Source organism: Streptomyces sp. NPDC104367 (genome assembly GCF_055583825.1).
In genome coordinates, this window is the sequence record NZ_JBVJND010000025.1 from 58,197 (window position 1) to 70,571 (window position 12,375).

General features: G+C 72.0%; 12 protein-coding genes and 1 riboswitch. Of the genes, 2 read left to right on the plus strand and 10 right to left on the minus strand.

Annotated elements, in window-relative coordinates; all coding sequences use genetic code 11:
• Window positions 1-11 precede the first annotated feature (11 nt).
• Window positions 12-1,391, minus strand: coding sequence for a peptidase C39 family protein (locus ACZ619_RS31740; protein ID WP_469606231.1), 1,380 nt, complete (start codon window positions 1,389-1,391; stop codon window positions 12-14).
• 283 nt (window positions 1,392-1,674) lie between these two features.
• Here ACZ619_RS31740 and ACZ619_RS31745 point away from each other — a divergent pair, with 283 nt between their 5' ends.
• Together ACZ619_RS31745 and ACZ619_RS31750 are read left to right on the plus strand one after the other, a co-directional pair.
• Window positions 1,675-2,295 (plus strand): uridine kinase family protein, encoded by a 621-nt coding sequence (locus tag ACZ619_RS31745; RefSeq protein ID WP_469606401.1) that lies wholly within the window; start codon window positions 1,675-1,677, stop codon window positions 2,293-2,295.
• A gap of 429 nt (window positions 2,296-2,724) precedes the next feature.
• Window positions 2,725-4,584: an AAA family ATPase gene (locus tag ACZ619_RS31750; protein ID WP_469606234.1), complete on the plus strand. Its 1,860-nt coding sequence runs from the start codon at window positions 2,725-2,727 to the stop codon at window positions 4,582-4,584.
• Between the two features lie 78 nt (window positions 4,585-4,662).
• Here the strand turns inward: ACZ619_RS31750 and ACZ619_RS31755 are convergent, their stop codons facing one another.
• The 9 genes from ACZ619_RS31755 to ACZ619_RS31795 form a co-directional block, all read right to left on the minus strand.
• The gene (locus tag ACZ619_RS31755; RefSeq protein ID WP_469606237.1) at window positions 4,663-5,751 is read right to left on the minus strand and encodes a hemolysin family protein; all 1,089 of its coding nucleotides are present in this window, start codon (window positions 5,749-5,751) and stop codon (window positions 4,663-4,665) included.
• Window positions 5,748-7,076 (minus strand): hemolysin family protein, encoded by a 1,329-nt coding sequence (locus ACZ619_RS31760; RefSeq protein ID WP_469606239.1) that lies wholly within the window; start codon window positions 7,074-7,076, stop codon window positions 5,748-5,750. The genes ACZ619_RS31755 and ACZ619_RS31760 overlap by 4 nt, the downstream gene beginning before the upstream one ends.
• Before the next feature lie 256 nt (window positions 7,077-7,332).
• The gene (locus ACZ619_RS31765) at window positions 7,333-7,788 is read right to left on the minus strand and encodes a PH domain-containing protein (protein ID WP_469606241.1); all 456 of its coding nucleotides are present in this window, start codon (window positions 7,786-7,788) and stop codon (window positions 7,333-7,335) included.
• A gap of 13 nt (window positions 7,789-7,801) precedes the next feature.
• Window positions 7,802-8,650 carry an ATP phosphoribosyltransferase gene (gene hisG / locus ACZ619_RS31770; RefSeq protein ID WP_469606243.1) on the minus strand — a complete coding sequence of 283 codons (849 nt, stop codon included), beginning with the start codon at window positions 8,648-8,650 and terminating at the stop codon, window positions 7,802-7,804.
• 48 nt (window positions 8,651-8,698) lie between these two features.
• Window positions 8,699-8,971: a phosphoribosyl-ATP diphosphatase gene (locus ACZ619_RS31775; RefSeq protein WP_469606245.1), complete on the minus strand. Its 273-nt coding sequence runs from the start codon at window positions 8,969-8,971 to the stop codon at window positions 8,699-8,701.
• A 34-nt stretch (window positions 8,972-9,005) separates the two neighbouring features.
• Window positions 9,006-9,491, minus strand: a complete 486-nt coding sequence (ribH, locus tag ACZ619_RS31780) for a 6,7-dimethyl-8-ribityllumazine synthase (RefSeq protein ID WP_469606248.1) — start codon at window positions 9,489-9,491, stop codon at window positions 9,006-9,008.
• Window positions 9,492-9,513: 22 nt separating this feature from the next.
• Window positions 9,514-10,803 (minus strand): bifunctional 3,4-dihydroxy-2-butanone-4-phosphate synthase/GTP cyclohydrolase II, encoded by a 1,290-nt coding sequence (locus ACZ619_RS31785; RefSeq protein WP_469606251.1) that lies wholly within the window; start codon window positions 10,801-10,803, stop codon window positions 9,514-9,516.
• Window positions 10,800-11,450 (minus strand): nicotinamide mononucleotide transporter family protein, encoded by a 651-nt coding sequence (locus ACZ619_RS31790; protein WP_469606254.1) that lies wholly within the window; start codon window positions 11,448-11,450, stop codon window positions 10,800-10,802. The genes ACZ619_RS31785 and ACZ619_RS31790 overlap by 4 nt, the downstream gene beginning before the upstream one ends.
• Window positions 11,447-12,052: a riboflavin synthase gene (locus tag ACZ619_RS31795; protein ID WP_469606256.1), complete on the minus strand. Its 606-nt coding sequence runs from the start codon at window positions 12,050-12,052 to the stop codon at window positions 11,447-11,449. The genes ACZ619_RS31790 and ACZ619_RS31795 overlap by 4 nt, the downstream gene beginning before the upstream one ends.
• A 155-nt stretch (window positions 12,053-12,207) precedes the next feature.
• Window positions 12,208-12,338: riboswitch (FMN riboswitch) on the minus strand.
• Window positions 12,339-12,375 lie beyond the last annotated feature (37 nt).

Genomic DNA, 12,375 nt, shown 5'->3' on the forward strand with positions numbered 1-12,375 from the left:
GTCGTGCCCGGTCAGCGGATGCCGACCGCCGCGAGCGCCTTGGTCTGGCCCGGCGTCGGACCCGCCGGGAAGTACAGGTAGCAGACCCCGCCGGTGCCGGAGACGACCTTGCCGCTGGCGTTGTACCGCTTGGTGCGCAGCCAGATGTTCTCGAACTCCCGCCGCAGGTACACCCGCCGGACCGCGTCGTCGCTCGCCGAGAACGGGTCGTTGGCGATCACGTCGCCGTCCGCGGTGAAGCCGATGACGGTCATCAGGTGTCCGGAGGTGCCGTATCCGGCGCCGGTCAGCTCCGAGGCCAGGAACGACTGTGACGTTATGGCCGGGATGCCGGCCGCGATCAGGGTCTCCAGGTCGGTGAGCGAGGACAGCCGCGTCACCACGCCCTGCAGGTCCTTGTAGGTGGCCGCGTAGGCGGCGTTGAACGGCCAGTTGCCGCAGCCCGCGTACTGGTTGTCGTAGGTGTACCGGGCCGCGTGGCAGACCTGGGGGTCGGCGTACGTCGGGTCGACCCAGGCCAGCTGCGCGGGGGTGAGCCGGCCGCCCCAGTACTCGATGATCATCTGCGAGGAGGTGGGGCTGCACCAGGCCTCGCCGCCGTTGTCGTACTCGGGGTACTGGCCCTTGTGGATCTCCTGGGAGTAGCGCGGGACCTTCAGCTCCTGCGCCAGGCCCGGGGTGGAGGCGGGCACGGTGAAGCGGTCCGGGACGTCCGAGCCCATGGCGCCGAGCCGCCAGACGGTGGGGGTGAGCTTGGTGCCGGGCTTGCGGTAGAGGGTCAGCCGCAGCCGGTACGAGGCGAGGCGCAGGCCGGTGGAGGCGTCGTCGACGGCGAAGGTGTCCGTCCAGATGCTGCTCCTGCCGTCCGCCTGGCCGTCCACCGAGGTCCGCCTGATGTCCTGGTCGCCGGCCGCCCAGCGGCCCATCACGTACCAGGGGGTGTCGGTGCCGTCGGAGTAGGTGCCGAGCAGTTCGACCTGGATCCAGGTGCCGGCCGGGGTGTCCGCGTTCCAGGAGGCGACGAGTTCGGTGGCGGGGACGGCGGGCCGGTGCACCGGGCCGGTCCAGGTCGCGTACTCCCACTTGGCGGTGGTGCCGGTGCGGGGGTCGGTGTAGGAGGTGGTGCCGGCCGGGGTGCCGATCACCACACCGGGGCGGTCACCGGCGACGGCACCGGCCCCCTTGACGGTGCCGGTCCGCCAGTCGCTGTACGTGGTCCAGGAGCGGTAGTCGACCGGGCGGGCCTCCGCCCGGCCGGTCTCCTCGGCGGCGCTCTCCGGCGCCGCGGCCGCGGGCGCCGCGGGGACCACTCCCCCGGCGACGGCTGCGGCCGCGACGGAGGCGGCGGCGGCCAGAACGGTTCTGCGGGACGGCTGTTCGGCTCTGCTCATCGGCGGGGAACCCCCAGGGGTACGAGTCGGAGCTGGTCCGGTGCGAGGCTGTGCGCCAACTATGGATCAGGGGCCATGCCCCTGCCAGCACTTCCGCCCATGCCACGCCCGGCAATATCGGCCTCGTCCGCTGAAAGGACCCCGGCCCGGCGGCCGGGCCGCCGGCGGGTCCGCCGGGAGCCCCGCGGCACCGGGCGGGAACCGGGACGTCCGGGCCGGGAACTAGGATGTCCGGGGAGAACACGCCCACCTCGTCGCATTCGAGCACACCCCGGGAACAGCCATTCACGAACTCGCCGCCGGGCTGCGCGGTCTGCCGCCCTCCTGCGGCCCGGTCCGTCTCGTCGGGGTCGACGGACACGCCGGCTCCGGGAAGAGCACGTTCGCCGGACGGCTGGCCGCCGCGCTGGGCGGGGCGCCCGTGCTCCACCTCGACGACATCGCCAGCCACGAGGAGCTCTTCGGCTGGACCGGCCGCCTGATGGACCAGGTGATCGAGCCGCTCGGCCGCGGCCGGACCGCGCACTACGCGCCCTACGACTGGCGCACCCGCGCCTTCGGCCCGCCCCGCCCGCTGCCGCCCGCCCCCGTGGTCCTCGTCGAGGGCGTCGGCGCCGGCCGCCGGGCCCTGCGCCCGTTCCTGGCGCGGCTGCTGTGGATGGAGATGCCGCGCGAGGAGTCCTGGGCCCGCGGCCGGCTGCGGGACGGCGCGGGACAACGGGACTTCTGGGACGAATGGGTAAGAGCCGAACGCGAACATTTCTCCGAGGACCCGTCGAGACCGTTCGCCGACCTCCTGGTGACGCAGTCACAAATGGGGTACGAGGTGCACAAGGGGCCCGTGACGGCCACTGGACCGGACCAGACGGTCACCCACCGTGAGGGACCGTCGGCAGTGTGCTGAACTCGTGAAGAGCGGCTCCGGACAAGTTGCCCGAGTACCTCAACTCGGCTTGACCCGGGGGCCGTACAGGTCCTACGTTCTGAATGTGCGGCCGTTCGAGCCGCCCCGCAGACGCGAAGCCCCCGGTTGTTCCCCCGTGATCGGGGGCTTCGTTCTGCCCTTTACCCCTTTTGTGTGCGGCGCGTACGCTCCCCCGCTCACCCACGGTCACCGGCCGGTGTGCGCCCCGTCTGCTCCCACCTCGCCAAACGGCCTGTGCGGCACCCTTCGAAGGGTGGTGGAAGCGCAGGTACGATGCCCTCGGTGCGACCTTCGAACGGCTGCTTCGCGCACCTGCAACTCCGGTCCGCGGCACAGCGGTTCGACCAACGGCGGCCATCGGGGGGAGCCCGGGGGCCAACCACGGGGGCACGGTTTGTGGGGGACGTGATGGATTTCGGCACGCAGGGCTTCGAGGCCCCGGCCGACCTCGCCTGGCTGCGAGGCGTGGACGCCTACACGATGGGCGCCTATCCGCAGGCGGAGGAGGAGTTCCGCACCGCGGTGCGGATGGATCCCGGGATGGCCGACGGCTGGCTCGGGCTGCACGCGCTGCGCGTGGACACGACGACGGCGCTGCTGCGGATGTTCCGGCACCGGGACCGCTTCGGCGAACAGCGCGCCCGGCACCGGCGCTCGCTCAACTCCTGGTACTGGCTCGGCTGGTGGGTGCAGCCGGTGCTGGAGAGCCCGCGCGATCTGCTGCTCGCCCACGCCTCGCACTGGCTGGACGGCCGGCACGTCCCGGAGCTGGACCGGGCGCTCGCCGGGCTGCCGCCCGTGGACGCCGACCCGCAGGTCCGCTTCCTGCACGCCTGCCGGTCCTACCTGGTCAAGGACTGGGAGCAGCTGGTGCGGCACACCGACCCGCTGATCGACGACGCCGTGCTCGGCATCGAGGCGGGCCTGTTCGGCGGGATGGCCCGGGTCCGCCTGGAGATGTACGGCCAGGGGGAACCGCTGCTCGCCGCCGCGCTGATGCGCTGCCGCAGCGAGCAGCCGCAGCGCAAGGAGCTGCGCTACTGGCTGGCGCGGGCGCACGAGGGCACCGGCCGCAGCGCCGCGGCGCTCCCCCTGTACCGGGCCGTGCACCGGGTCGACCCCGCCTTCATGGACACCTCCGCACGGCTCGCCGCGATCGCCGAGGGCGACGGGTACGACGACGCGGCCGACCTCGCGGCGATCACGCTCACCGGTGCCGGGCAGGACGTCGTCGACGGACCCGACATGCTCGACCCTCTCTACGGTACGGAGGGCCGTGACCTGCGGTTCGGCGATCCGGAGCCGCCGGCCGGGGCGATGCCCTCGGTGATCGATCCGGCGGTGCGCGAGAAGGTCGTGCCCTCGCCCCCGCTGCCGGCCGGGCCGACCGATCCCGCGTTACTGGAGGAGGCACTCGCCGAACTGGAGCGCATGGTCGGCCTGGAGCCGGTGAAGCGGCAGGTCAAGGCGTTGTCCGCGCAGTTGAACATGGCCCGGCTGCGGGCCGGGCAGGGGCTGCCGGTGCAGCCGCCCAAGCGCCACTTCGTCTTCTCCGGGCCGTCCGGCACCGGGAAGACCACGGTCGCCCGCATCCTCGGCCGGGTGTTCTACGCCCTGGGGCTGCTCGGCGGCGACCACCTGGTGGAGGCGCAGCGGGCCGATCTCGTCGGCGAGTACCTCGGCCAGACCGCCGTGAAGGCGAACGAGCTGATCGACTCCGCGATCGGCGGGGTGCTCTTCGTCGACGAGGCCTACTCGCTCTCCAACACCGGCTACGGCAAGGGCGACGCGTACGGCGACGAGGCGCTTCAGGTGCTGCTCAAGCGGGCCGAGGACAACCGGGACCATCTGGTGGTGATCCTGGCCGGCTACCCGGAGGGCATGGACCGACTGCTGGCCGCCAACCCTGGCCTGTCCTCGCGCTTCACGACCCGCGTGGACTTCCCCTCCTACCGCCCCCTCGAACTGACCTCGATCGGCGAGGTGCTGGCCGCCGAGAACGGTGACGTGTGGGACGAGGAGGCGCTGGAGGAGCTGCGGTCCATCGCCGGGCACGTGGTCGACCAGGGGTGGATCGACGAGCTGGGCAACGGACGGTTCCTGCGGACGCTGTACGAGAAGAGCTGCGCGTACCGGGATCTGCGGCTGTCCTCGTACCCCGGGGCGCTGTCGAGGAACGACCTGGCGACGCTGCGGCTGCCGGATCTGATGCAGGCGTACGGAGAGGTGCTCTCGGGCCGGGGCCCGCAGGACCCGTCGGCGATGTAGGCGGGGGCGGGCGAACCCCGGAGGGAGCGCGGGGAACTGCGCGGCCGGCCTCCGCCGGCCGGCAGCTCCCCCACGGCCTCAGCCCACGGTCACTTCCTCCGGCTCCCCGCTGGAGCGCGGCTCCGGAGTCCTCGGCGACGTCGGCCTCTCCCGGTGCGCCGGGTCCGTGACCTCGCCGACCAGCAGCTCCAGTACGTCCTCCAGCGCGGCCAGGCCGAGCACCTTGCCCTTCCCGTCGGCCACCTGGGCCAGGTGGGTGGCGGCCCGGCGCATCACCGTCAGCGCGTCGTCCAGCGGAAGCTCCGCGCGCAGGGTGGTCATCGGGCGCCACACCTGCTGCGGGACCGCCCGGTCGGAGTCCTCCAGATCGAGCACGTCCTTCACGTGGACGTACCCCATGAAGGCGCCCGACTCGGTGGCGACCGGGAAGCGGGAGTAGCCGGTACGGGCCGTGAGTTCGACGATCTGGCCGGGCGTGACCGACGGCGGGACCGTGATCAGCGACTCGCGGCGCAGCAGGACGTCCGTCACCGGGCGGGAGCCCAGTTCCAGCGCGTCCTCCAGGCGCTCCTGCTCCTCGGGGCCGAGGAGACCGGCCTGGCCGGAGTCCTCCAGCAGGCGGTTGAGCTGCTCGCTGGTGACGACCGCCTCGACCTCGTCCTTCGGCTCCACCCGGAAGAGCTTCAGGATGCCCTGGGCGCAGGCGCCGAGGGCGACCGTGATCGGCCGGCACACGCGGGCGAAGGCGACCAGGCCGGGGCTCAGCCACAGCGCCGCCTTCTCCGGCGCCGCCATCGCCAGGTTCTTCGGCACCATCTCGCCGATGACCAGGTGGAAGAAGACCACGGCGGCCAGCGCGATGACATAGCCCAGGGGGTGGATCATGCCCTCGGGCAGGTGCACCGCCTCGAACAGCGGTTCCAGCAGGTGCGCCACCGTCGGTTCGGCCACCGCGCCCAGGGTGAGGGAGCACACGGTGATGCCGAACTGGGCCGCGGCCATCATCTGCGGAAGGCGTTCCAGGCCGTGCAGGACCTGGCGGGCCCGGGCCGTGCCCAGCGGTTCGATCTGGCTGCGGCGGACCGAGACGAGGGCGAACTCCGCGCCCACGAAGAAGCCGTTGGCGAGCACCAGGAGCCCCGCGAAGACCAGTTGGAGGAGGCTCATCGGACGGCCTCCGTCACGGCCGGGGCGGTGCGGACGAGGCGGACGCGCTCGGCGCGGTAGTGGCCGACCCGGCGGACCGAGAGCCGCCAGCCGGGCAGTTCCGCGCGGTCGCCCGGCGCCGGGATGCGGCCGAGCAGGTCGGCGACCAGGCCGGCGACGGTCTCGTACGGGCCCTCGGGCACGTCGAGGCCTATCCGCTGGAGGATGTCGACGCGGACACTGCCGTCGACGTCCCAGGCGGGCTTGCCGTCCTGTGCCGGAGCGGCCGCGAGTTCCGGCGCGTCCGGGCTGTCGTGCTCGTCGCGGACCTCGCCGACGAGTTCCTCGACGATGTCCTCCAGGGTGACCACGCCCGCCGTGCCGCCGTACTCGTCGACGACGACGGCGATGGGCTGCTCGGAGCGCAGCCTGGCCAGCAGGGGCTGGACCGGGAGGGTCTCGGGGACGAGGAGGGCCTGGCGGGCGATGCGGCCGACGGGGGTGTGCAGCCGGTCGTGCGCCGGCACCGCGAGGGCGTCCTTGAGGTGGGCCATGCCGACGATCTCGTCGATCTTCTCCCGGTAGACCGGGAAGCGGGACAGGCCGGTGGCCCGAGTGAGGTTGACGACGTCCTCGGCGGTCGCCGAGTCCTGGAGCGCGCTGACCTTCACCCGTGGGGTCATCACGTGCTGTGCGGTCAGCTCGCCCAGGGACAGGGTGCGCACGAACAGGTCGGCCGTGTCCTGCTCCAGCGCGCCGGCCTGGGCGGAGTGCCGGGCCAGCGAGACGAGTTCGCCGGGGGTGCGGGCGGAGGCCAGCTCCTCGGCGGGTTCGACGCCGAGGGCCCGGACGAGCCGGTTGGCGACGGTGTTCAGCGCGGCGATGACCGGGCGGAACAGGCGGGAGAAGCGGGCCTGCGGGCCGGCGACGAAGCGCGCGACCTGGAGGGGCTTGGAGACGGCCCAGTTCTTGGGCACGAGCTCGCCGATCACCATCTGGATCGCCGAGGCGAGCAGCATGCCGACGACGACGGCGACACCGGAGACCGCGCCCTCGGGGAGGCCGGTCGCGGTGAGCGGGCCGCGCAGCAGATCGGCCAGTGCCGGTTCGGCGAGCATGCCGACGACGAGCGAGGTGATGGTGATGCCGAGCTGGGTGCCGGAGAGCTGGAAGGACAGCTCCTTGAGGGATTCGACGACCGTACGGGCGCGCTTGTCGCCCTCGGCGGCGGCCTTCTCGGCCTCCGGTCGCTCCACGGTCACCAGGCCGAACTCGGCGGCCACGAAGAAGCCGTTGGCCAGGATGAGCACGAGCGCGGCCGCCAGGAGCAGCAGGGGGGTGGTCATGATGCCGCCGCCTCCGAAGCCTCGCGGACTTCGACCAGGCGGTCCGCGGTATGTCGGGAGGGGGCGGCGCAGGTACTACAGGACGATCCGTCCATCGCCGGAGGGGGTCACTCCTCGGGTAGCAGGAACCCCTGTGCGCGGGGCGCGCGACAGGGGTGGAGGCGGGACGTGGAATGCCTCCGCCAACAGATTAATCAAGACATGGGCCGATGCGGCAGGGCCGACGGCCCGGAGACGGCCCCGAAGTTGCGTGATTTCAGCCCTGATGCCTGTCGGGGTCGTGGAGGGCGTGGGCCTCGGCGAGGGCGCGCAGGGCCTTGGCGTCGGCGATGGCGCGCTGCTTCGCGATGCCCGGCTGGATGCCGAGCGCGGGCAGGCTGGTGCCGTCGCTGAGGTTCAGGAACACCCACGGGTCACCCGGGCGGAGGTTCACCTGGAGGATCTCCGCCCACTCCAGGCGCCGCTTGCTGGCGATGTTCACGACGGTGACGCCGGACTCGTCGGCGACCACCTTCACCCGGGCCAGCTGGGCCAGCACCCAGAAGATCAGCGCGCCGGTCACGACGAAGCTGAGCTGCTCCCCCGGGCCGAGCTGTTCGAGGAGCAGCGCGACCCCGGAGATGGTGGCGAAGATGGCGACGCCGGCGGTGAGCAGGATCACGCGGGTGTGGCCCGGCCGGAAGGTGACGGGCAGGGCGGGGAGCTCGGACATCTCTCGCGGGACCTCAGAGGCGGCAGGCGTGGATGGCCGTGGTCAGGATGGCGCGGGCGCCGAGGTCGTAGAGGTCGTCCATGATGCGCTGGGCGTCCTTGGTGGGGACCATGGCGCGCACGGCGACCCAGCCCTCGTTGTGCAGCGGGGAGACGGTGGGCGACTCCAGGCCGGGGGTGAGGGCGACGGCCTTCTCCAGCTGCTCGACGCGGCAGTCGTAGTCCATCATCACGTAGGTCCGGGCGACCAGGACGCCCTGGAGGCGGCGCAGGAACTGCTGGACCTTGGGCTCCTCGGTGTCGGCGCCGGTGCGGCGCACGACGATCGCCTCGGACTTCATGATGGGCTCGCCGAAGACCTCCAGGCCGGCGTTGCGCAGGCTGGTGCCGGTCTCGACGACGTCGGCGATGACCCCGGCGACGCCCAGTTCGATGGCGGTCTCGACGGCGCCGTCGAGGTGCACGACGGAGGCGTCGACGCCGCTGTCGGCGAGGTGCCGGGCGACGATGCCCTCGTAGGAGGTGGCGACGGTCTTGCCCTTGAGGTCCGCCAGGTTCTCGGCCTCGCCGGGCCTGGCGGCGAAGCGGAAGGTGGAGCGGGCGAAGCCGAGCGGCAGGATCTCCTCGGCGTTGGCGCCGGAGTCGACGAGCAGGTCGCGTCCGGTGATGCCGATGTCGAGGCGGCCGGAGGAGACGTAGATCGCGATGTCGCGGGGGCGGAGGTAGAAGAACTCGACGTCGTTGACCGGGTCGACGATGCGCAGTTCCTTGGACTCCCGCCGCTGCCGGTAGCCGGCCTCATGCAGCATGTCCGCCGCAGGGCCTGAGAGGGAACCCTTGTTGGGGACGGCGATGCGCAGCATGAGGTCGGCTTCCTTTGCTCGGTCGGGTGGTGGTGCGGCGGATGGTGTTTACAGGTGGGCGTAGACGTCGTCCAGCGAGATGCCGCGGGCGACCATCATCACCTGGACGTGGTAGAGCAGCTGCGAGATCTCCTCGGCGGCTGCCTCCTTGCCCTCGTACTCGGCGGCCATCCAGACCTCGGCGGCCTCTTCGACGACCTTCTTGCCGATGGCATGGACGCCCTTGGCGACCAGCTCGGCGGTGCGGGAAGTGGCGGGGTCGCCGTTGACGGCCTTGTGCTGGAGCTCGGTGAAGAGCTCCTCGAAAGTCTTGTTGGACATGGTGAGCGCCAGACTACGCCAAACGCGGCTTCGCTCAGTGCCAGGGTTCAGATACTGAGCGGAGGGTGGCCGCCGTCGCCACCGCCGCCGTCACCGCCTCGTGGCCCTTGTCCTCGTGGGAGCCCGCGAGGCCCGCACGGTCCAGGGCCTGCTCCTCGTCGTCGCAGGTGAGCACGCCGAAACCGACGGGGACACCGGTCTCGACGGAGACCTGGGTGAGGCCCTGGGTGACGCCCTGGCACACGTAGTCGAAGTGCGGGGTGCCGCCGCGGATGACGACACCGAGGGCGACCACCGCGTCGTAGCCGCGGCCTGCGAGGGCCTTGGCGGCGACCGGGAGCTCCCAGCTGCCGGGGACCCGGAGCAGGGTCGGCTCGTCGATCCCCAGGTCGGTCAGGGCGCGCAGGGCGCCGTCCACCAGTCCGTCCATCACCTTCTCGTGCCACTGGGCCGCGATGACGGCGACCCGCAGGTCGCTGACATCGCGTACGGACAGTTCCGGTGCACCCTTGCCGCTCACGTCTCTCCTCAGTGCTGTTTCTCTACTGGTTTGCGCAGGTGGCCACGGCCGGTGTGTCCAGCCAGGGCAGGTCGTGGCCCATCCGGTCCCGCTTGGTGCGCAGGTAGCGGAGGTTGTGCTCGCCCGCCTGGACGGGCATCGGCTCCCGGCCGCTGACCTTGAGGCCGTGGCTGAGCAGCGCGTCCGTCTTGTCGGGGTTGTTGGTCATGAGGCGGACGCTGCGCACGCCGAGGTCGGCCAGGATCTGGGCGCCTGCGCCGTAGTCCCGGGCGTCGGCGGGCAGGCCGAGTTCGAGGTTGGCGTCGAGGGTGTCGCGGCCGCGCTCCTGGAGTTCGTAGGCGCGCAGCTTGGACAGCAGCCCGATGCCGCGGCCCTCGTGTCCGCGCAGGTAGACGACGACTCCCCGGCCCTCCTCCTGGATGCGGTCCAGGGCGGCGTCGAGCTGGGGGCCGCAGTCGCAGCGGGAGGAGCCGAAGACGTCCCCGGTGAGGCACTCGGAGTGGACGCGGACCAGGACGTCCTCGCCGTCGCCGATCTCGCCGTGGACGAGGGCGACGTGCTCGACGCCGTCGGTGGTGGCGCGGTAGCCGTACGCCGTGAAGGCGCCGTGCCCGGTGGGGAGGCTGACCTCGGCCTCGCGGCGCACGGTGGGCTCGGCGGCCCGGCGGTAGGCGATCAGGTCCTCGATGGAGATGATCGTCAGGCCGTGCTTGCGGGCGAAGGGGACCAGTTCGGGCAGGCGGAGCATCCGGCCGTCCTCGCCGGCGATCTCGACGATGGCGCCGGCCGGGCGCAGGCCCGCGAGCCGGGCGAGGTCGACGGCGGCCTCGGTGTGGCCGTTGCGGGTCAGCACCCCGCCGGGCCGGGCGCGGAGCGGGAAGACGTGGCCGGGGCGGACGAAGTCCGCCGGGCCCGCCTCGCCGCCGGCCAGCAGCCGGAGGGTGGTGGCGCGGTCGGCGGCGGAGATGCCGGTGGTGACGCCGTGCGCGGCGGAGGCGTCCACGGAGACGGTGAAGGCGGTCTTCATGGACTCGGTGTTGTCGTCGACCATCTGCGGCAGCCGGAGCCGGTCGAGTTCGTCGCCCTCCATGGGGGCGCAGATCAGGCCGCGGCACTCGCTCATCATGAAGGCGATGATCTCGGGGGTGGCCTTCTCGGCCGCGATGACGAGGTCGCCCTCGTTCTCGCGGTCCTCGTCGTCGACGACCACGATCGGGCGGCCGGCCGCGATGTCGGCGACGGCCCGCTCGACGGGGTCGAGGGTGAGGTCGTCCAGGGCGTCGGTGAGGTGGAGGGCGGTTGCCGCGGTCATGCGGGTGCTCCTTCCAGAGCGGGCCGCGTGCCCTGGCGGGAGCGCAGCCACCAGTCGCGCATGCCCCACAGGACGAGCGCGCCGTAGATGACGTAGACGAAGCCGGAGAAGGCGTAGCCGTTGGAGAAGTTCAGCGGGACGCCGACCAGGTCGACGAGGAGCCAGGCGATCCAGAACTCGACCATGCCGCGGGCCTGGGCGTACATGGCGACCACGGTGCCGACGAAGATGTAGGCGTCGGGCCAGGGGTCCCAGGACAGGTTCGGGTAGGCCTCGAAGAACAGGGCGACGGCGACCGTGCCGACGGCCGCGGCGGCGGCCATCGCGCCGCGCTCGCGCCAGGTGGCGAACCGCGGGGCGATGTGGCCGTCGCCGCCGTCCTCGGCGCGGCCCCTGTTGCGGTTCCACTGCCACCAGCCGTACAGCGCGACGGCCATGACGACGGCCTGCTTGCCGGCGCTGCCGGTGAGGTGGCCGAAGAAGGCGCCGAAGAGGATCAGGCCGGAGGCGAACTGGACGGGCCAGCTCCACAGGTTGCGGCGCCAGCCGAGGGCCAGGCCGATCAGGCCGAGGATGTTGCCGGTCATGTCCGACCAGAGGATGTGCTGGCCGAACAGGGCGAAGGCCTCGGAGTTGAGCCAGTTCACCTGCCCGCCCCCTGACCGGCCGCGAGCAGCCGCTCGACGTACTTGGCGACGACGTCGACCTCGAGGTTGACCGGGTCGCCGGGCTGCTTGAGGCCGAGCGTGGTCAGGGCGAGGGTGGTGGGGATGAGGCTGACGGTGAAGTGGTCCGCGCCCGCCTCCACGACCGTGAGACTGATGCCGTCGACGGTGATGGAGCCCTTCTCGACCACGTAGCGGGCGAGGTTCCCGGGGAGGGAGACCTTGACGATCTCCCAGTGCTCGGAGGGCGTGCGGGCCAGGACCTGGCCGGTGCCGTCGACGTGGCCCTGCACGATGTGGCCGCCGAGGCGGGAGCCGACGGCGGTGGGGCGCTCCAGGTTGACGCGGGAGCCGACGCCCAGGGCGCCGAGGGAGGAGCGCTGGAGGGTCTCCGCCATGACGTCGGCGGTGAACTCGTCGCCCTCGTGCTCCACGACGGTCAGACAGACCCCGTTCACGGCGATGGAGTCGCCGTGCTGTGCGCCCTCGGTCACCACGGGGCCACGGAGCCGGAAACGAGAGGCGTCGCCGAGATTCTCGACGGCGGTGACCTCACCCAGCTCTTCGACGATTCCGGTGAACACTTCCCGGGTCCTCCTGCCTCAACGGGGCACGGACTCCGGGGCTGTCGACGGGCGACAGATTCTACGGACGAACACACCGGGAGCGACGCCGACGAGGTCCCGCCCGTGACGGACGAGACCAGATACGGCAGCGCGCACAGGTACATGCTCGCCCGCCGCGCACTGCCTCCCATCCGGACTTTAACCGTCGGTCCAGGAATTTCACCTGGTCAACCGGCCGCTGGAAGCGGACGGGTCGCGGACTGTAACCGCCGGTTCGGACTTTCACCGACCCCGGAGTGCGCTGCTTCTGGTACATCGCCAGTGTGCCACGCCCGATGGGG